This is a genomic window from Mucilaginibacter polytrichastri (assembly GCF_001911425.1).
In the GTDB taxonomy this organism is placed as follows: Bacteria; Bacteroidota; Bacteroidia; order Sphingobacteriales; family Sphingobacteriaceae; genus Mucilaginibacter; species Mucilaginibacter polytrichastri.
Genome location: NZ_MPPL01000001.1, coordinates 5,177,804 through 5,199,959, shown reverse-complemented (window position 1 = coordinate 5,199,959; position 22,156 = coordinate 5,177,804). Strand labels below are relative to the sequence as shown.

General features: G+C 40.5%; 12 protein-coding genes. 6 read left to right on the top strand and 6 right to left on the bottom strand.

What is annotated here, in order from left to right:
* Nucleotides 1-127: 127 nt before the first annotated feature.
* Nucleotides 128-2,203, bottom strand: coding sequence for a methionine--tRNA ligase (gene metG, locus RG47T_RS22410; protein WP_074493670.1), 2,076 nt, complete (start codon nt 2,201-2,203; stop codon nt 128-130).
* A 45-nt stretch (nt 2,204-2,248) separates the two neighbouring features.
* Here metG and RG47T_RS22405 point away from each other — a divergent pair, with 45 nt between their 5' ends.
* Both RG47T_RS22405 and RG47T_RS22400 read left to right on the top strand, forming a co-directional pair.
* Nucleotides 2,249-3,148 carry a S66 peptidase family protein gene (locus RG47T_RS22405; RefSeq protein ID WP_074491947.1) on the top strand — a complete coding sequence of 300 codons (900 nt, stop codon included), beginning with the start codon at nt 2,249-2,251 and terminating at the stop codon, nt 3,146-3,148.
* A 21-nt stretch (nt 3,149-3,169) separates the two neighbouring features.
* Nucleotides 3,170-3,577 (top strand): DoxX family protein, encoded by a 408-nt coding sequence (locus RG47T_RS22400; protein WP_074491945.1) that lies wholly within the window; start codon nt 3,170-3,172, stop codon nt 3,575-3,577.
* A 69-nt stretch (nt 3,578-3,646) separates the two neighbouring features.
* On the opposite strand, the gene RG47T_RS22395 is transcribed toward RG47T_RS22400, so the two are convergent.
* The 4 genes from RG47T_RS22395 to RG47T_RS22380 all read right to left on the bottom strand — a co-directional run bounded on the left by RG47T_RS22395 (nt 3,647) and on the right by RG47T_RS22380 (nt 13,879).
* Complete coding sequence (locus RG47T_RS22395; RefSeq protein ID WP_074491943.1) at nt 3,647-5,131, bottom strand: RagB/SusD family nutrient uptake outer membrane protein; 1,485 nt, start codon at nt 5,129-5,131, stop codon at nt 3,647-3,649.
* A 13-nt stretch (nt 5,132-5,144) separates the two neighbouring features.
* The gene (locus tag RG47T_RS22390) at nt 5,145-8,327 is read right to left on the bottom strand and encodes a SusC/RagA family TonB-linked outer membrane protein (protein WP_074491940.1); all 3,183 of its coding nucleotides are present in this window, start codon (nt 8,325-8,327) and stop codon (nt 5,145-5,147) included.
* A 1,006-nt stretch (nt 8,328-9,333) separates the two neighbouring features.
* Entirely contained in the window at nt 9,334-10,743 is a 1,410-nt protein-coding gene (locus tag RG47T_RS22385) for a SusD/RagB family nutrient-binding outer membrane lipoprotein (RefSeq protein WP_074491938.1), read from the bottom strand.
* 22 nt (nt 10,744-10,765) lie between these two features.
* A complete protein-coding gene (locus RG47T_RS22380) occupies nt 10,766-13,879 on the bottom strand; it encodes a SusC/RagA family TonB-linked outer membrane protein (protein WP_074491935.1) in 3,114 nt (1,037 codons plus the stop codon).
* A 185-nt stretch (nt 13,880-14,064) separates the two neighbouring features.
* Between RG47T_RS22380 and RG47T_RS22375 the strand changes: the two genes are divergently transcribed.
* The 3 genes from RG47T_RS22375 (at nt 14,065) to RG47T_RS22365 (ending at nt 18,881) form a co-directional block, all read left to right on the top strand.
* On the top strand, nt 14,065-14,400 hold the full coding sequence (locus RG47T_RS22375; protein WP_074491933.1) for a PadR family transcriptional regulator: 336 nt from the start codon (nt 14,065-14,067) through the stop codon (nt 14,398-14,400).
* Between the two features lie 25 nt (nt 14,401-14,425).
* Nucleotides 14,426-16,060, top strand: a complete 1,635-nt coding sequence (locus RG47T_RS22370; RefSeq protein WP_074491931.1) for a PspC domain-containing protein — start codon at nt 14,426-14,428, stop codon at nt 16,058-16,060.
* A gap of 346 nt (nt 16,061-16,406) precedes the next feature.
* Entirely contained in the window at nt 16,407-18,881 is a 2,475-nt protein-coding gene (locus RG47T_RS22365) for an outer membrane beta-barrel family protein (RefSeq protein WP_074491929.1), read from the top strand.
* Between the two features lie 168 nt (nt 18,882-19,049).
* Here the strand turns inward: RG47T_RS22365 and RG47T_RS22360 are convergent, their stop codons facing one another.
* Nucleotides 19,050-21,551, bottom strand: coding sequence for a M14 metallopeptidase family protein (locus RG47T_RS22360; protein ID WP_074491927.1), 2,502 nt, complete (start codon nt 21,549-21,551; stop codon nt 19,050-19,052).
* A 255-nt stretch (nt 21,552-21,806) separates the two neighbouring features.
* On the opposite strand from RG47T_RS22360, the gene RG47T_RS22355 reads away from it, so the two are divergent.
* Nucleotides 21,807-22,016, top strand: a complete 210-nt coding sequence (locus tag RG47T_RS22355) for a hypothetical protein (protein WP_074491925.1) — start codon at nt 21,807-21,809, stop codon at nt 22,014-22,016.
* Nucleotides 22,017-22,156: the final 140 nt, after the last annotated feature.

Genomic DNA, 22,156 nt, shown 5'->3' with positions numbered 1-22,156 from the left:
GTTGATTTGCAAATCTATTATTTAATGTGCAGATATGCGAATGTGCAGGTGTGCAAATTTTAAAAATGTACAGGCCGATTATTAGACCATCTGCACATCTTCATATCTGCACATTTGCACATCTAATTTATTTTATGCCAGAACCCGGCGGCATGGTGCTGGCAGGGGCAACAAATTCGAGCTTGCCTTCGGCGTTTTCGGCCATCAGGATCATCCCTTGCGAGAGGATGCCTTTCAGTTCGCGAGGTTCCAGGTTTACTAGGATGCTTACCTGTTTACCGATGATGGCTTCAGCCTCAAAATGCTCGGCAATGCCCGATACTACGGTTCGGGTATCAATCCCGGTATCAATGGTCAGTTTTAAAAGTTTCTTGGTTTTGGCAACTTTTTCGGCGGCAACAATAGTACCCACGCGAATATCCATCGCCGCAAACTGATCGTAGTTGATGTTTTCTTTCGCTGGTGTAAGCGCTGTTTCAACAACTTCTTCGGCAACCTCCGGAGCAGCTAAAGAATCTGCTTTGGCTTTCAGTTTATCAATCTGTGTTTGGATCACATCATCCTCAATCTTCGCAAATAGTAGCGAAGCCGGGTTTAGTTGGTGTCCGTCTGCAAACTTAATTTCCTGATCAAAGGTAACTGTGCCAGCCGGCCAGTTAATCATATCAAAGATCTTGGCAGATGTTGTCGGTAAGAATGGCTGTAAGCAAGTAGCCAAATGGCCGATCAACACCAGGCAATTATGCAATGCTTTACGCGCTTCTTCCGGGTCGTTCTTAAAGGTTTTCCAGGGTTCTTGCTCGGTAAGGTAACGGTTACCCAAACGGGCCAGCTCCATTACATTTTGCTGTGCCTGGCGGAATTTATAGGTCTCGAAGCTTACTTCCAATTCGTCATAAATCTGGCTAACGGCGGTGTTTAAGCTTTCGTCAGTAAAAGTCAGATCGCCGGATGGGCTGTTAACTTTGCCGTCAAAAAACTTGTGCATCAGCACCATTACGCGGTTAATAAAGTTACCGAGTATGGCTACCAGTTCGTTATTTACACGGGCCTGGTAATCTTTCCAGGTGAACTCGCTGTCGCTGGTTTCTGGTGCAATGGCGGTCAGGTAGTAACGCAGCTCATCTATCTTGTCGGGGAAATCATTCAGATACTCGTGCATCTCGATGCTCCATCCACGGCTGGTCGACATTTTATCGCCTTCCAGGTTCATAAACTCATTAGCCGGCACATTCTCTGGCAATATAAACGTACCCTGCGCCTTCAGCATCACCGGGAACACGATACAGTGGAACACGATATTATCCTTACCAATAAAGTGAACCAATTTGGTGTCTTTATCTTTCCAATATGGTTCCCAGTCTTTATTATTATCAATAGCCCATTGTTTGGTAGCCGAGATATAGCCGATAGGCGCATCAAACCAAACATACAGTACTTTGCCATCGGCACCGGCTACGGGTACTTTAATACCCCAGTCCAAATCGCGGGTTACGGCGCGTGGGTGCAGGCCGCCATCTATCCAGCTTTTGCACTGGCCGTAAACGTTCGTTTTCCAGTCCTTAGCGTGGCCTTCCAGTATCCATTCTTTTAAAAATGGCTCATACTCGTTTAATGGCAGGTACCAGTGTTTGGTTGGTTTTAAGATCGGCTTGGCGCCACTTAATGCCGAGTGCGGGTTAATCAATTCTTCGGGGCTTAATGACGTTCCGCAGCGTTCGCACTGGTCGCCGTAAGCATGGTCATTACCGCAGTTAGGGCAGGTGCCGATGATGTACCGGTCGGCCAGGAAAGTATTCGCTTCCTCGTCAAAATATTGCTCGGATACTTTCTCTACAAAATCGCCTTTACTGTTCAGGTCGGTAAAAAACTCCTGGGCTGTTTCGTGGTGTAATTGTGAACTGGTACGGTGATAGATATCTAATGATATATTCAGCTTTTCAAAACAGTCCTTAATCAGCGTATGGTATTTATCTATAATAGCCTGCGGGGTGGTATGCTCTTTCATGGCCTGGTTGGCAATGGCAGTACCGTGTTCGTCAGATCCGCAAACAAAAACTACGTCTCGCTTTTTGAGGCGCAGGTAACGGGCGTATAAATCGGCAGGAATATAAGCCCCTGCAAGGTGACCGATATGCTTTGGCCCGTTAGCATAGGGCAAAGCCGCGGTGATGGTATATCTTTTATATTTTTGAGTTTCCAAAGTTTTCAGTGCTTTGTTATAATTTGGCAAAGATAATTTATAAATATGAGCATAACGCCCCCTTACCTTAAAAAAGGCGACCTGGTTGCCATTACCTGCCCGGCCAAAAAGCTACCCAAGCCTATGGATGATGCGGTAGCCTTGCTACAATCATGGGGGCTAAGGGTTGTTTTGGGCGAAACCGTAACGGCCTCGTACCATCAATTTGCGGGTAACGATGAATTACGGGCGCGCGACATGAAGCGTTTTGTTGATGATAAAGAAGTAAAAGCCATTTTTGCCGCACGCGGCGGTTATGGCACCATCCGCATTATTGATGATATCAATTTCGACAATCTTAAGCAAAACCCTAAGTGGATCATTGGCTTTAGCGATGTTACGGTGATACATGCACACCTACAGGCCAACCTGGGACTGCAAAGCATCCACGGCCAAATGCCGGTTAACATCCCGGATGCTTCAGCGCAATCACTACAATCGCTTAAAAAAGCGCTCTTTGGCGAAGAAATAAACTATCGCTTTACAACAACCAGCAATAACGTAACAGGCCATGCCACCGGCGAGCTAACCGGAGGCAACCTCATGATGCTTATTTCTGTATTAGGCTCTGTTTCAGATGTCAATTGGGATGGCAAAATCCTGTTTATAGAAGACGTAGGAGAGTACCTGTATTCGATAGATCGAATGCTCCATACCCTTAAACGTGCCGGTAAATTGAAGAACCTGGCCGGGTTAATAATAGGTGGTTTTAGCGATATAAAGGATAATGATATCCCATTCGGCTTCACTATTAGTGAAATTGTATTAAATGCAGTAAAGGATTACCATTACCCGGTTTGTTTCGATTTCCCTGGTGGGCATGTGCCCAACAACAATGCCTTAATATTAGGCAGAACCATAGACCTGTTAGTACAACCGCAACAAGCGGACATTAAATTCATTTAAAAAAAACAACCTTATTCAATTATGGCGTATTTAGGAAAACTAGGCAATTATAAAAATTTCGGGCTATTGATAGTACGGCTTGGCTTGGGCATTATGTTTATTTATCACGGTTTCCCTAAACTGGCAGGTGGTGTAGATGGTTGGAGGGCCCTGGGCAGTAGTACCAAATATATCGGCATTACTTTTTGGCCCGTGGTTTGGGGCTTACTCTCTGCAGTAGTTGAAACCTTTGGTGGGTTCCTGCTTATTATCGGCTGGGCTTTCAGGCCGGTATGCTTACTACTGCTTTTTAATATGCTGGTAGCTGTGGCTATGCACCTGGGCAAGCACGATGGTTTAGGAGAGGCAGCACACGCTATTGAAGATGCTGTGATGTTTGCCGGGTTATTATTTGTTGGGCCGGGTAGCTACAGCGTTGATAAAAAGTAATTACCCTTTAAATTAAAACATTAAGGCCAGGCAAATTGCCGGGCCTTAATGTTTATTGTAACCTAACAATTAGTTATTAGAACCACCTATTAAAGTGTTGTATAATAATTCATCATTTGATAAAGGCCAGATATATTGAGGATTGCTTGGCGCAATTGCCTGAATATTAGATTTAGCCGGGATAGTACCTAAAGTACGCATGTAATCGATGTTACGTAAGCCTTCGCCTAAAAATTCGATATTACGTTCTTGCAAAATAGCATTTACCAATGCCGTTCCGTTGGCAAAGCCTGCGGCAGTAAATGTTGTGGTAGCATCAGAGCGCTGGCGAACTGCATTTAATAAAGCAATCGCTTGTGCATCAACACCGCTGATGCGGGCTCTTGCTTCTGCAAGGTTTAATAGTACTTCAGCATAACGCATAACCGGCGCATAGTCAAGATAAGTACCAATGTTATTCCATTTGGCTAAATAGAATTTACCAACATTTGCTGTAACTGTTGAAGCAGCAATAAAATTAGTTCTGCGTGCATCTGTAGCCTTCCAGGTTGCATCAGCAATTACGCCCGCAGGGTTAAGGTGAAACTCGGCGTTACCGGCAACACTACCGTTAGCATAATAGTAGTAACCCAATGCATTCTGAGTACCTACTTGTTCTGTTGCTGTTACAAACGGTACAGAAAATATTGATTCTGTAGTTGTATACGGCGTTCTGTAAACATTAAGAACGTTAGCTTGCAATGCATTGGCAACGCCTGTAGTTGCAGTAAAAGGTGCGGTTGCACTTACAATTTTATTAGCCTCTGTGATAACTTTATCATATTGGCCCATGGTAAGGTATACACGTGTTTTGAAAGCAATAGCTGTATTACGGTGTGCTCTGATGGTATTGTTTAGCGCGGTACCATTAGTAAGCGGTAAACCTGCCTCGGCATCATCTAAATCTTTAGTGATTTGAGCATAAACCTGGGCAACTGTGCTTTTGGCCAATGATTGATCTGAATAAGTTGACAAACCAACTAAACGCAATGGTAGACCGGGTTTAGCACCATTGCCATCAGCATATGGGCGGGCGTATAATTGTAATAAGCTATAGTAAGCAAGGGCACGCAGAAATTTAGCCTCACCAACATAATTTGCAGACACTGCTGTACCTACTATTGCGCTACCTGTTTTTGCCATACCATCAATAAACAAGTTACATAAATTGATTGTATAATAAGCTTGTGACCAAAAGTTGATAACTTCTGTGCTGGTTGTATTAACGTTTGCTGCCCAGGTATTTGAAGCCGTGATCTGGTTACCAGAGTCATTGATCCAATTATCAGCTTTTACATCATTATAAACCTGGAAACGGCCGCCTAAATATTGCCCATTACGTGTGTTGGCATATAAAGCTAATACCTGGCTTTGAATACGTGCCGCTGTAGCAAAAGGCTGGCCATTTTGATCTGACACCTGTGTTTGGCTTGTAGGGCTCAGCAGGCTCTTTTGGCACGAGTAGTTGGTACCTACTACGATACCTAATATGATTATATATAATTTCTTTTTCATTTTTAATAGCTAATTAGAATTTAACATTGAAACCTGCAGTAAATGTCCTGGTCAAACCTGGCTGATTTCTGTCAACGCCTTGTGTACTGTTTGATGTTGAAACACTTGCACCTGTACTGCCAGTAGCGTTACCACTGTTTGATGAAACTTCCGGATCTGAACCTGGATATTTAGTAATAGTAAACAGGTTATATGCACTGATATAAACGTGCAGGTTTGTAAGGCCTATTTTGCTAACCAGATCTTTCGGTAAAGTATAACCTAAATTAGCGCTTTTTAACTTTAGAAAGTTGCCACTAAATACGTTGATATCTAAAGGCAAAGATGAACCGTTTGACACGTTATCTCCATAAACAACTTTTGCAAAATCTGCATTAGCCTGACCAGGAGTTGTCCAGCGGCCGGTTAAGATATCGGTAGAGTTGTTCCAGAAACGTTGATCATGTAAACCAGATCTTGTTCCATAATAAATAGAGTAACCTAACTGATAAGTAAATAAAACGTTGAGGTCTATCCCTTTATAACGGAATGAATTGCTGAAACCACCAAGAACCTTAGGTGCCGTATTAGCATAGTTAACAGCATCTGCAGCCTGGGTTATAGCAGGTGCGCGAGTACCGTCAGCATACTCCCATTGTGAGCGCCCTGTAGGGATACCACCTGATGGGTAATATAAAACTTTTTGACCTGCTGCGTTTAAGAAAACACGACGGCCAGTAGCCGGATCAACACCTGCGGTACGCACAATGTATAAGCTACCTAATGAGTGGCCAACCTCGTTAATGTTAGTTACCTCAGTACCAGAACTTGCATTGGTAAGTTTAGTAATACCCGGCACAATGTAAGTTAACTTATTTTGGTTAAAGCTGATGTTAAATGAAGGCGACCAGCTAAAGTCTTTGGTATTAACACCACGCGCATTTAAAGTGATCTCTATACCCTTATTGTACATTTTACCAACATTCACCAATGGCTGTGAAGGCAAACCTGCAGAAGGAATAGTTGGTACATTGAAAATTAAGTCACGGATGCTATTCTTGTAATAAGCAACCTCACCGGTGATTTTATCTCCCAGGATACCAAAGTTAAACCCGATATCTGTTTTGAAAATGCTTTCCCATTTTAAGTCGGCATTACCAGTTTGGTTAAATTGCAACGTTGCAGAACCATTATATAAGCCGTTAGCATATAAACCATAAGAGTCATAAGCACCAAAGTTAGATGCATTACCCACCTTACCATAGCTACCACGTAGTTTAAAGCTGCTGAAAATTTTATCAGCACCTATGCCGGTCCAGAATTTTTCGCGGGTAATCTCGTAACCTAAAGATGCACCAGGGAAATAACCTTTTTTATTGTTTGCTCCAAATACAGAATAATCATCACGACGTACTGTAGCGCTTAAATAGTATTTCTTATCAAAGTCATAGTTTAAACGACCGAAGAAAGATACCAGGTAAAAATCCTGGTATAAGTTATTCGCAGCATTGTTGGCTGCATAACCAGCCTGTATTACGTTAAAGCCACCATCAGAAAGGATGGTACGGTTTATACCAAAACCTCTAGCCGTTCTGCGGTCTTGCTCATTACCAAACAGGGCGTTAATACTGTGCTTGCCAAATGATTTATCAATTTGCAAGGTATTATCCCAAACCCATCTTTTTTGATTAGCATAACTATCTGTAACAGAACCGGTTGTGGCAACCCCATCACCTTGTATTGCATTTTGAAATATATCTGTGTTTCTAAACAAGTAATCAATACCATAAGTTGTTTTTAAGGTTAACCATGATAATGGTTTTACTTGAAAATAGATATTTGAGTTTACCTGGTTCAGCTCATTATTAGATCTGTTCATATCTAATATTGGCAAAATGTTGTAATAAGAGAAAGATACACCTTTATTAGCCTGGATACCCAGCGTGTTGCTGCTTAAGTTGTAGCTACCATCATTATTGTATGGAGACACATTTGGAGGCGATACCAATCCAATACGGCCTAAACCGGTAATGCTAAAACCATCATCCTGAGAGCCAGAACCCGTAGCAGCATTATTTTGTGAATTAGTATAAGAGATTTTACCACCAATGGTAATGTACTTGTTGGCTTTGTGGTCAATGTTTGCTAAGATGCCTTTCTTATTAAAAGAGTTTTTAGCTAATACGCCGTTTTGTTTGCTCCAGTTTGCAGACAAATAGTAGCTTGTTGCATCTGTTGAGCCAGAAATACTTACGCTGCTGTTGTATGATTTACCGGTTTGGTATATATAATCAAACCAGTTAGTATCAACCGGTTTACCATCTGCACCAATTTGAGTAGCAAAGTAGGTAGTATTTGCATTATATAAACCAGCATTTACTAAAGCCTCATTTTTAATAGCCGTATACTGCGAGGCATTTAACATATGCGGCAGGTTAGATACTTTGTTTATACCTGTCCAGCTATCGAAACTTACTACTGCTTTACCTTTTTTACCTTTTTTAGTGGTTACAAAGATTACACCGTTAGCAGCACGGCTACCATAAATAGCACCTGCAGATGCATCTTTAGCAACGTCGAGGCTTTCGATATCTTCAGGGTTTATGTTACCAAGCGGGCTACCACCACCAGCAGTACCACCATTTTGGCTACCTTCAAATGCGGGGATACCATCTATTACAAACAATGGCTGTGAACTTAATGCCACAGAGTTGATACCACGAATACGTAATACAGGGTTAGCATTAAGCGTAGAACCGGGAACAGTTGTTTGTAAACCTGCAGCACGGCCACCAAGCGCCTGTTGAAAGTTTTGAACAGGCTGGCTGGCAATGTCTGAACCTTTTACAGAAGCAATGCTACCATTGTTATCACGTTTTACCTGGCTACCGTAACCAATTACAACAACCTCGTTTAACTCACTGGCAGAACCAGCAAGGCTAATGTTTAACCTGTCGCCAGATGGAAGATGAGTTTGTGCAGTAAAACCAATAAAGGTAAATACTAATGATTGGCCGGCACCTACTTTAATTGTGTAAGAACCGTCTGAACCTGTTTGAGTGCCGGTTTTAGATCCTTTTACCACAACACTTACACCGGGAAGCGGCAGGCCGTCATCCTTACCGGTTACTGTACCGGTCACTGTTCGGGTTTGGGCATAGGCGTTTGAGCCTATGATGATCAAAACCCATAAAAAACTGAGTAGAATTTTTTTCATGCGTTAATAGTTTGTTTAGTTAAGTTGTTAAAATTATACTTTTTTTACAAAAAACAAAAAAATCTTACTATATATTTAAACTAAATCAATTAAAATGACTAATTCGTATCAATATCAAAAGACCAATGCATACTTAAAAGTCATGTTAAAAATTTGAAACCAAAAATTCGTTTGTCTCGAAATCAGGATGACAATATTCTAATAAAACAACTTTTTATCAGACCCTTTATAAGGAATAATTAGAAAAATTTAAGAAAAAAAGAAAATAGAAATGGTAGATTTTTGACTTGCGTAGCGTACTTTCTTAAAGCAATGCTACAAGCGCTTAAGGGGGGGTTGCGCCTTTTAATACTTTTTTTATTCTGGTAGTAACAGTTTATCAACCTTACCAGTAATAGCTTGGTGATAAAGCGGAGTATTTGATCCCGGAGCAATCAAATACCAGCTAAATTGAGGTAAAAAATCTTTCATGCGTTAATAGTTTGTTTAATTAAGTTGTTAAAATTAACTAATTATTGCAATTAACAAAAAAAATATAACATTATATTAAGTGATATTTAAGATTTTGATTGTATTAGCGCTATTTTTTAAAATAAAATGCAATACAGATGCTATCTGTATTCTTAAATAGTCAAAATCTAAATACTAGGAATCAAAAATATGCCCAAATTTTAAATATAACTTACAAAACGAATAAATAAACCGCATAATTTTTTACAAAAATGAAAAAATGCTATAATAATCAATAAAAAAATACTCAATCAAGTTTAAAATTACATTATATTAAAAAATGACAAGAAAATAGCATAATATTTACATTTCGATAAAAATCTATAGATTTTATATGCTTTTATTAAACCTGTATCCGAATATTATTAATCAACGATATATATCAAGGAACAGAGTATTGCGGCATCAACAAGTTTATCAAACATGAATATAAAAAAAAATAAAAAGCCCCGGTGATAATCACCGGGGCTTCCGTATATTCTAAAAAGCTTAACGTTTATTGAGCATCCCAAAATACTCTAACATCCATATTTGCTTTTTGCTTGGCGTTAGGGTTCAAACTAATCTCTGTTTCAGGATAGTAGAATGAACGTGGAATATTGGGTGTAACTGCGTCAGATGCAGGTATAAGTACTGGATAACCAGTTCTTCTCCAGTCGGTCCATTGCTCACTTACGTTACCAAAATTGGCAATGTATTTCTGTGTAATAATTTGCTGCAATTTTGCTGCTGCTGTACCCGCTAAGGTACCATGGGTATCAAGATATGTACTAATATCAGCGGCAGCAACACCTGCGTCAGTCAATGAAGCGGTAATACCAGCCCGGTAAAACGTTTGCGCATCGCCAGGGGCTCCGTATTGTGAGGCCGCTTCTGCACGGATAAAGTTATATTCTGCAAAAGTAAGCATTCGAATAGGCGCTTCACCTTCCTGGCCTTCTAAATAGGTACCTAAAGTAGAATAATCACCCCCTGATTCAGACGGACTAGTAGCGCCGGCGTATACACCCTTGCTATTGGTATTAAAATAAAAAGGTAAACGAGGGTCATTTTGCATCAAACCTAAAATAGTTTGGTGAGCTACAATATAACCTGCACGTTGTTGATCAAATTGATAAATTGGATTCTGTGCGTTTGCAGTACTGGTAAAGTTACCATTAAAGTTATCTGCATTACTTGCAAGGAATTTAGCATTGCTGTTTAACAAAGCGGTTAATGCCGTTGCAGCAGCAGGTATTTTTTTAGCTTCATGCAATAGTAAGCGCAGCTTTAAAGTGTTACCAAATCTAACCCATGCCGAGAAATCATTCGGATAAATGGGAGAGCTTGCATCCGGGCTTGAAGTTGAGGTTGTAGCACTAACTTCTGCAATGCCGGCATCAATTTGCGTTAGCAATGATGCATAAATAGCCTGGCCACTATCATAGTGAGGCTGTAAGTTATCGGTAAGCTTTAATGCTTCAGAGTAAGGAATATCACCCCAGGTATCAACCATTATACTGTAAGTATAAGCTTCTAACAACTTGGCCACACCAGAGTAGTGCGGGCTGGTTGTACCTGCTTTTTGAACAACCAGGTCAAGGTTTACTAAAGTATTCGAGTAAAATGACGACCAAAGGTTATTTAAATCTGTGGGCTGGATCAAATACTGACCGTATTGCTGAGTTTGGGTTAAACCACCAGAACTTGCACCGGCAAATTGCTGCATAATAATTGAACTGTAACGGCTTAGATCGCTACCGGCAGTAAAACCTACGTTAACAGCAGCACCTGTATATAATGTAGCAATTGGCACGTCGGCAGGTCTGTTTGGGCTGGTGTTTATATCTAATGCTTTTTTGCATGAGCTACTTGCTAGTAAGGCTGTTGCAGCGATAACAAGAGCTGAATATTTATATATTTTCATGTTAATCTTTTTAAAGGGAGAATTAAAGTGTAAAACGTAAGTTGACGCCTATTTCTCTTAAACTTGGCAATGAGTTAAATTCTAAACCTTGTGCGTTGTTGATACCCAATGCATTTTGCTCCGGATCGAAGTGACGGAAATGCGGAGTGATCAGGAACAGGTTACGACCGTAAACACCAATAGAAGCCCTGCCAAATGGAGAGTGGTCTAACATGCCTTTAGGTAAGCTGTATGAAAGGTTTAGCTCACGTAACCGGAACCATGAAGTATCATAGATATAACCTTCTGCTGCTACATATTTACCTGAGTTACCATAATAATTTTGTGCAGAAACATAAGTAGTATTGGCCTGGCCGTTAGCTAACACACCTTGGAAAATGTATGGTTTGTTAACAGAACCATCTGCGTTAAAACGTGGGTAAGTAGCCGTTTCAGCTGCAACACCGTTACGTTGTACGTCGGCATAGTTTCTTGAATAAAGATCGCCGCCTTTTTTAATATCAAACAGGAAGTAAAGGTTAATACCTTTGTAAGCGAATGTGTTATTGATACCTAAGATATATTTAGGGTTAGGGTTACCAATTTTTTGCACATCTGTAGTTACTTTAGGTAAGCCGTTAGCACCGATGATCATTTGACCATTAGCATCACGTTGGTAAGCACTACCGTAAATCTGACCGTATTGGTCACCGGCTACTAACCGAATGTTAGGCGTTGTAAAGCCACCCAAGAAGATATTACTTACACCCGGAGCTAAAGATTGTACTGTTGATACAAAGTGTGTAAAAGTGGTTCCGATATTCCATGAGAAATCACGGCTTTTAATCGGGGTACCATTAATAGCAAACTCCACACCATTGGTTTTTATACTACCTGCGTTTTGCGTAAATGCGCCTAAACCAGATGCATTAGATACAGGAACTTGTAAGATAAGGTCTTTACTTTTACGTGTGTAGTAAGAACCATCGATAGTTAAACGGTTATTAAAGAAACCGAACTCACCACCAAACTCAATCTCAGTGGTAAACTCAGGCGTTAAGTTAGGGTTGCCTGCTATAGTGTTGATACCAAAGCCAGAAGTTCCGTTAAAAGGGAAGCTGATTGTTGGACCAAAACCATCTGATGAACCTGCAGCAAGGTAAGTTCTGTTAGATGTTGAATAAAGAAAATCTGTTGGGCCTTTACCTACTCTACCGTAGTTGGCACGTAATTTAATTTGGTTAACAGTATTTGATTTCAATGAAGGAATTGCATCTGTTAACAGGAAACTTAATGCAGCTGCAGGATAAAATATAGATTGTTTACCTGGTGCTAAAGTAGAGTTCCAGTCATTACGTGATTTAACGTTTAAGGTTAACCATTTTTTGTAGTCAACTACAAAGTCACCAAATACACCAAATATACGGTAGTGGTAAGAAGCATTGGTTGGCACATACGTAGACGCATTGCTTAGGTTATCAAAACCAGGTACTGATAATGTATAACCATATTGTTGGTTATAGTTTTGATAGTTATCCAACATTTCACTACCTAATGTTAGTGCAAAGTTAAAATCACCATAGTTACGTGTACCATTTAAAGTAAAGTAAGCATCAGTATTACGGTATGTATTTTGGTTAAAACCAACACCACCTACACCCACAGAGCTACCGCCAGTGTTACCACCACCTTTATTACCAATATCATCGATAGAGTTGTTGTTGGTACCATAATAATCTTCACCTACTTTTAAATCTGCATTTAACCAGCTTAAAATATCGTAAGTTAAATCAACGTTACCTAAAATACGGTTGGTTTCATCATGATATTTGTTGTGGTTGATAGTCCAGTAAGGGTTATCAGTAGTACCATAATAGTTTTGAGTTCCGTCAGCGTTTTCATAAGGTAAACCTTGCAGGTTATAACTCCTTGGTGTAAACCAGGCACGGAATAATGGGTTTGATAATTGGTTACCTTGTTGGGTTCTGCTCGAAATGTTGTTGATATAACTAAAAGAAGTTCCAACACGCAACTTTGGTGTAATTTCAGTTCTAACGTTAGCAGTAATGTTGTTACGGCGTAATGTGTTGTTATCAATCACATAAGTGTTGTAATCATTACCGTACGATACACGGTAAGTAGTTTTATCATTACCACCGTTTAAGCTAATATTGTTTTGTACGTTTTTTGCAGTTACAAAGAAATCTTTAACATTGTTTGGATAGGCAACTAAAGCCTCTTGGTTACCAAAAAAGTTGGTTACCAACTGGCCTTTCATTTCTGGCCCCCATGAAGTATTAAGAGTGTTGTTGTAAACACCATTATTACCCTGGCCATAAGTGTTTTGATAATTTGGTAAACGGTCTGGGTTTCCAATACCATAAGAACCTGAATACTCGATCTGTGCTTTTGCACCTTTAGTTCCTTTTTTGGTAGTAATTAAGATAGCACCGGAAGCAGCACGAGAACCGTAAAGTACCGTTGCAGCAGCACCTTTTAATACGGTGGTTGTTTCGATATCTTCAGGGTTTAAATCGATACCTCTGTTTGATACGCTAGGGCCGCTTTGCAATGGCGAGTTACCACCACCGTTGTCAATAGGCAACCCATCAACAACAATCAGCGGTTGGTTGTTACCGGTAAATGTAACATTACCACGAATCAGAATGCTTGAACCGGTGAATGCACCACCAGAACCAGATACCTGTACACCCGGAACTTTAGCTTCTAAAGAGTTAGTAAAGTTGGTGTTTTGGGTAGCTGTCATACTAGTAGCACTAATATTGGTTGTACTGTAACCTAAGCTCTTTTTGCTACGCTCGATACCGAACGAGGTTACCACTACTTCGCTCAATTGTTTTGAATCAACTGTTAAAGTAGCGTTTACTGTGCCTGATGCACCAATAGTTTTACTTGTTGTAGAGTAGCCGATAAAACTAAATACCAATACATCGCCTGGTTTTGCTTGTAAAGAGTACTTACCATCACTACTGGTAATCGTGCCGGTTTTTGCACCTTGCAATTTCACACTTGCCCCTGGGATTGGCAAACCATCATCTTTTGATGTCACCGTACCGGTCACGGTACGGTTCTGCGCATATATCTGTGTTACAGATATCAGCAGAAAGCTCAAACTTAAAAGTAAAAGTTTTTTCATTTTTTCAATAAATAATATCAGTTAATAGTTAATACTCTAAAAGTAGCGCGTATTGTTCAATTAATTGAAAAAATTTAATCAAATATATCGATTTATTAAAAAAAATGACTTATACGACAAGGTGCAATTAAAATATTTAGTACTATGTATTGCATAATACATTCTTAAACATATATCTTTGTATTATGATAATCGAGAACACCCAAATCCAAATGCGGAAAGGTATACTGGAGTACTGTATACTTTCTATTATTGCTAAGGGAGAACTATATGCATCAGATATTATTGCAGAACTGCGTAAAGCTCAGTTGCTTGTAGTTGAAGGCACATTATATCCCTTACTTACCCGCTTAAAAAACAATGGCTTGCTTACCTACACCTGGGTAGAGTCAACCTCGGGGCCACCCCGTAAATATTACTTGCTATCCGAAGAAGGAAAAGTGGTTTTAACACAACTGGATAAAACCTGGCAAGAACTGGCCTTTGCCGTGCAAACCTCAATAGATGCGCGTAACCAATAACAAACTATTATAATACCACACAATCATGAACAAAACAATCATCATCAATATAAACGGCACCGTATTCCATATCGAAGAGTATGCGTATGAAATACTTAAGCAATATATGACCGGCATAAAAAGGCACTTTTTTGACTCTGAAGACAGTTTAGAGATAACCACAGATATTGAAAACCGCATTGCCGAACTTTTTACAGAAATACTACAGCGCGAAGGCCGGCAGGCCATTATAGATCAGGATGTAAATTTTGTGATCGAACAAATGGGCGCAGTAGAAGATTTTGAAGGCGCTGCAACCGAAGGGCATGCATCGGCAGGTTACGCTTACCCGGGCCGCATAGAAAAACGCAGGTTATTTCGCGATGCAGACGACCACCTGGTAGCGGGCGTATGCGCTGGCATTGCCAATTATTTTGATACTCAAACTGTTTGGATACGGCTAGCCTTTGCATTATCAACAGCATTTGCAGGCACCGGCCTGTTCTTATACGTTGTATTGTGGATTGTACTGCCCAAGGCTGTTACCCGTGCCGACCGCATGGCCATGAAGGGCGAAAAGCTGGATTTACAGGGTTTTAAGAAAAACTTTGAGGCCGAGCTTCACACGGTACGCGGTCGCATTGCCGATGCGCACCAAGAAGCCCAACCCTTTATATACCGTTTCCGCGATTTTATACGTGAGTTCTTTTCATTTACAGGTTCCTTTATTCAGCAGGCTGCCAAAATAATACTTAAGCTAATAGGCATTATGTTTATGCTCAGCTTTTTCGGCGTGGCAATAGCCCTGGTTATTATGCTGGTTGCTATTATTGGCTTTCATCAGGACCTGCATTTTATGTTCCCTTTTAATATTATTGGTTACAGGTATGATGCATGGATCTATATTTCGGCATTTGTGGTTGCCGTTGTTCCGCTTTTAGGATTAATACTGGCATTGGCTAAACTTGTTTTCAATAGCCGCACCATTAACCGCTCTGTAGGTTCAACGCTCATTATTGTTTGGATCTGCGCTATCAGTATCCTGGTTTATTTTTCAACAAAGGTTGCTGCCGGTTTTAGGTCATCGGCCAGTTTCGACGAAACCATTAACATTAAGCCCACAGCCAACAACACCTATTATCTTAAATTAGACAATACCCGTTTTTTTACCGCCGAAGACAGCGCCCGCCTCGACATACAATCCCGGTTCCACGGCCTGGTTGTTACCAATGACGATGAAGATGGCGAAGAGCAGGAACCCAACAATGTTAACATTAATGTGGAGAAAAGTGATGTTGCCCAGCCTGTGTTGGTAGAGCGTTACCGTTCAAAAGGGGCTGATTATGAGAGGGCATTATTAAACGCACGTAATACCCGTTATAATTTCAGCCAAAAAGATTCTGTATTAATGTTTGATTACAAACTACACCGAATTAAAGCCGGTGCCTGGCATGCAGAAGATATTGAACTTACCTTAAAAGTACCACTGAACACTACTTTGGTAATAGACCGCTCGTTAGACCGCTATACACATGTTAATATTTATGATTGCACCAGCATAAATAAAATGCCCGATGCACCTAACGCCAAATTCACTATGACAGATAATGGCTTGCAGTGTAAAGTTGATACTTTAAAGGCTGACACCATAAAGGTTAACACCAACGTAAAAAAGTTTTAAAATAATAGGCCCGGCATTTTTTTACCGGGCCTACTATTTTCTCTGTGCTTTTAACCAACAAACTTAGGCTACCTACCTAATCGCCTCAATATAAGCCGCAAAGAAACACCTGTGCGCTTTACTATTTACCAGGATATGCTAGAACGTTTAATCCCGGTAATAAAAAGTTAATATTGGTTGTAACCTTTCTGCCTTTGGATACATCTAACCAACATAACACGATAAGCCGGATACTTTTACAGTAAAACAAGGCATCATCAAATTTTTAATACACTATTTAAAAAAGAACTAAAAAATCTTTAAGGGGATAACTATTGCCAAAATTTTATAAATCAATCACACTGTCATGAAATCAATCATCTATCGCATTATATTTTTTGTAGCACTTACAATCAGCTATACTGTTGCCGGTGCACAAAACGCAGCACCCGCTGCCGGAGTAGCCAAAATAACAGGCACCCTATTAAATGAAACAGGCAAACCTGCCGATTACGCTACCGTTAGTTTACTCAAAGCAAAAGACTCTACCGTTGTAAAAGGTGCCTTATCAAACGAAAACGGCGCTTATAACTTTATCGCCATTAAACCGGGCAGCTATATTGTAAAAGCAACCATGGTAGGTTATGCCAATGGCTTTAGCCAACCAGTTACCGTAAGTGCAAATTCAACCACGGTTAGCGTACCTGAAATAAAAATGCAGCCTTCCAGTAAAACCCTCAATACAGTTACGATAACCGGCAGCAAGCCCTTAATTGAGCGCCGCAGCGACCGCATGGTAATGAATGTGGAAAACAGCGTTTTAGCTGCAGGTAACTCTGCGATGGAAATATTGGAACGTGCGCCAGGCGTTAGTGTTGATAAAGACGATAACATTAGCATGAAAGGTAAACAAGGCGTTACCGTAATGATTAATGATAAGCTTACCTATCTTTCATCTACCCAATTGGCCACCCTTTTACGCTCTACCGATGGTAACAGCATTCAGTCTATCGAAATGATCACTAACCCATCTGCCAAATATGATGCAGCGGGCAACTCAGGCATCATTAATATTAAGCTGAAAAAAAATAAACAATCCGGCACAAACGGTAGCGCATCTGTTACAGCCGCCATGGGTAAGCACTTTAGAGATAATACCAGCTTAACTTTAAACCATAAAGAAGGAAAATTTAATTTCTTTGGAAACCTGAGCCGCGGCGATACCAAACGTGATAACAACATCGCTATTGACCGTAACGTAGAAAATGGCGGCGACAATACTTACTTCAGCCAAATTACCAAAATGGGCAGCGAACGCCACTACAACAACTACCGCGTTGGTGCCGATTACGATATGTCGCCCAAAAACACCATTGGCTTTGTAGCCAGCGGTTACTTTAACCCATCTGCCGATAATAATACCAGCCAAACTTTTATAGGTACCCAGCCACAGGTTTTTAACACTTACCAAAATACCAACACTACCATCAAATCAAAATATAACAACTTTGCATTTAATGTTAATGATCGCTGGCAGATCGATTCAACAGGGCAGGCACTAAGTGTAGATGTTGATTATTCTAAATTCACCAACTCTGCAAATGCACAATATAATACCTATTATTACAACGTTGATGGCAGTAATGCCGGCATACCATCCATGCTGCGCAACCAAACACCATCAACCATCGACATCCGCACGGCAAAGGCAGATTACACCTATCCGTTTAATAAAACTACCAAGCTGGAGTTTGGCGGTAAATACAGCGATGTAAAAACCGACAATGACCTTGAAGCGCAAATTATTACCAATGGCGAATATGTGAATGACCCAACCCGTACCAACCATTTTATATATGACGAAAAAATTGGCGCCGGTTATGTAAACTTTAATAAAAGCTTTAAAAAAACAACCGTACAGCTAGGCGTGCGTGCCGAAAACACAAGCTCAAAAGGCGACTTGGTGGGTACTGCACAAGTGGTTAATCGTAATTATCTTAACTTTTTTCCAAGTGTATTTATTAACCATACCATCAACGATAAAAACGAATTTGGTTTTAACTACAGCCGCCGGATAGACCGCCCTAGCTACGAAGATCTTAACCCATTTATTTATTACCTGGACCAATACACTTATGAACAGGGAAACCCGTTTTTAAAACCCCAATACACCAACTCGTTCGAGTTAAACTATACTTATAATCACACCATTAATGTTAGCTTAGGGTACAGCCGCACCACAGATGTAATAAACCAGGCGCTGGTTACAGACACCGTTACCAAGGCAACTTACCAAACCAATGTAAATTTAAGTACACAAAACTCTTATAACTTAAACGTTAACTCGCCATATACTATTACCAAATGGTGGACAGGTAACGCCAATGTAACCGCTTTTTACCTGGGCTTTAAATCTGGTGCAAACCCACAGGGTGTAGCCGGTATCGGTACCCTTAATGATGGCAAGGTTGCTTACCAGGTTAAAACAACCAATACCTTTGCTGTAACAAAAACTTTTAAAGCAGAGATTATGACAGATTACTCTTCTTCACTGGTGTACGGTTATTTTAATGTTAAAGCGCAATACAGCATTGATGGTGGCCTAAGCAAATCATTCGCCAACAAAAAGGCAAACTTAAAACTATCTGTAAGCGATATTTTTAACATGCGCAAAAACAACGTTACCAGCGAAAACAACGGTAACCTGATAGATATACATCAAAAGAACGAAACCCGTGTTGCCCGCTTAACCTTTACCTATAACTTTGGCAACAGCAAAATTAAAGCCCGCCAACACCAAACCGGTGCTGATGACGAAAAGAATCGTGTGAAAAACCAGTAAGGAAAGAAGCAAGAGACGAGAAACACGAGCCAAGAAACAAGACTCGAATACGATAAAAAAAGAAAGGACGGAAGATATTGAATCTTTCGTCCTTTCTTTTATTATCATTTGTCTAAAGTCCTTTATCCAGACTCTTGTTTCTTGGCTCTTATTTTTTGCTTCGAACGTCTACTGCCCTACCATAAATACAGCATTACTAAACAGCAGCTTGCCGTTTTCCCAGAAACTGCGGAACAATGGATCATCAACAAAATATACAACCGAGCCGCGGCCCATATTTTGTACGCCGATCAGCAAACCATCTACCAGTTTAGCTTTTGCTTTTTGGCCTGCAAAGCCCGATACATAAGCATCCTTTTTAATGGTACCTACATTCCAGCCGTCATCGCCTAAAAAATCATAAACATCATCGCTTAATTTAAGTGTGTAGTAGTAGTTGGGATAGCCAAAGCCCAGGGGATGGGTATTATCTATATTAATTTTATAAATAGCTCCCGGTACTGCAGATTTAATATACTCGTGGTTACGGCCTTCATAAGTTGGTATGATAGCAAATTTTTTAGCATCTGCTTTATCATCTTTCTTTTCTTCTTTGCGTTTAATGGCAAATGTACCTTTGCCAACAAATGCGCCTACAGCATCGCCAACGGCAATCAGTTTACCACCATCGCGTATCCAACTTTGCAATTTATCAACCGGTAAATCACTGTAATTTCCGTCGGGAAAAATAGCCACATCAAAGTCGGCCATTTTAATACGGTTTAAATCCTGAAACCGTACCAGGGTAATTGGGTAATTGATCTGCTGCTCAAAATAGTGCCATACCTCACCCATTTCTTCAGAGTTTACCTGGTCGCCGGCAATCAGCATTACTTTAGGCTGGCGCAGGTTATGCACATAGCCCGAGCCCAAATCGGCACCCTTTTCTACAAAGCCCGATGTAAGTACCGATAGCTGCCTGCTATTATCTGCCGCTACCTTATTTACAGTTTGCTCAAAATTGGGCGTGTTATTACCGGCACGGGTAATAATTAATGATCCTGCCCCATACTTTTTACCACCTGCCTCAAATGGCAGTTCGGCATAATGCACCTTAATATGGTTTTTCATCAATGCAGCTAAAAAGCGCACATCTTTAGCCGATTGCCAGATACCCACATAAGCATAAGGCGTGCCTAAAACGGCTTTATCAACAGGTTTAGCCGGCAAAGTACTATTAGTCGGTTTAACAGATTCTTTTAACCCATAAGCTTTTAAGCCATACGCATAGGGTAATGACCAGGCCGTAATATCATAGGTATTAGAATCGGGAATAAATGTTTTAGGCTCGAACAGTACATTAAGCAATACCGCTTTTGATTGATAAGCATTTACAACCAGGTCTTTATCGCTTGCGGTGAAAGCTTCATCTTTCCCGTTAAAATAGTTATACCCGGCAAGGCTTGTTTTGGCAGCCCCGTAACCATATTGTATCCCGTTTTTGTCTAATAATTGCGCCAGCAAAGCTATTTTATCTGGGTTGTCATTTTTAACAATATAAGTCTTGTATTCGCCCGGCGGATTGATGCGGCCGTTATCAAAAAACTTTTTGTACTCGGTAAGTACTTTGGTTGCATAAACGGAAGACATTTCTATGGTACTTAATCCGGTAGTATGATGGTGCTCTATCCGGTCGGCCAGGGTAAGGGTGTCACCGCTGCGGGTAAGTACGGCAACACCTGCGCTAATACCGCCCTGCTCAAACGTCATCCCGATAGATCCATTATAGATAGGATAGGTATCGCCGTAAGATGGGTACAGCAGGTCAAATTCCTCTTTGGTGAAATAAGTCCAGCCGTGCTGGTCAAAATACTTGGCGTTATTTTTACCGATAGTGGTTTGGAACTCGCGCTGCCATGGTGTAATATCTTTATGGAAAGGCTCGGCAGCAGGCGCAAAGTAATAGGGGTTATTATAGCCCTGCTCATGGTAATCAACATGTACTTGTGGCAGCCATTGGTTAAATACCACCAAACGGGCCTGTACTTCTTTTTGTGTTTGCCATGCCCAATCGCGGTTAAGGTCGAAATAGTAATGGTTTACCCGGCCACCCGGCCATGGTTCCATGTGCTCACGGGCCTGGTTATAAGCATCGGGCGTTACGCCGCGTACCGAATTGTAGAAATTCACATAACGGTCGCGACCGTCGGGGTTTAAACACGGGTCTATAATTACTACTGTATTTTTAAGCCATTGCTGGGTTTGTGCGTTGGCGGGGTTAACCAAATCATATAAGGTTTGCATGGCAGCCTCGCTCGATGCAGGCTCGTTACCATGCACATTATAACTTAACCAAACTACAACCGGGCCGGCTGTAGAACCACCACCCGTTGCTAAACCAGCCAGCTTCATATTATTCTGCCGGATCTCATCCAGCTTGCCGATGTTATCGTCTGATGCTATAAAGGCAAGCAGTAATGGGCGACCTTCGTTCGTTTTACCATACTCCACCAGCTTTATGTTCTTAGACGCTTGGGCGATGTACCTGAAATACTCAGCGATACGATAATGAGGCGTAAACTGATCGCCCAATTTGTAACCTAAAAATTCGGCCGGGGTTTTAATTTGCTGTGCAAACGCTGTTAGGGTAAGCGTAAGCAGTAAAAGGAGGGAGTAAAGTTTTTTATGCATATCTAAGCTAAAGCTAATAAAGAAATTAAAAAAATGACGATTCAACATTAAATTATTGGCTCAAAGTCGTTTCTCCATCGCTTTTCAGGCTAAAACATCATAAAATCTTCATCTTATTTAAATTGTGTCGATTTATAACCCCAATTACTTAGCAGGTGAAAATTTAAAAAATGTATTATTTCTGCACCTAAAGCATTTTACTATCAGTATTTAATTAAAACATAATATATTTGTGGCTTTCAAAATAACACGACAATGAGAAACATAGGTATCATAATTGCCCTTGCCGGAATTTTAATTGTAGCCGGAGCATTAACATTTACACCTGCTACTTCATATAATCTGGTTGATTCAAACAGCGGCCTTGACGCTTCTGCGGGCTTGTTTTTTGGCGGTATCATCATTTTTGGTGTAGGCACAGTTATTTTAGCCAACGCGCTTGATAAAGCACGCGTTAAAGCTTAATTAAATTTAAATTTCTGCGTTCCGATTTCATATCGGATCAACTCGTTTATATTTTTATAAACAATTAAGCATAGTATATACAATATATAGGTGATGACTAATTTAGTGATCACCTTTTTTGTTTACAAACACAGAGATTC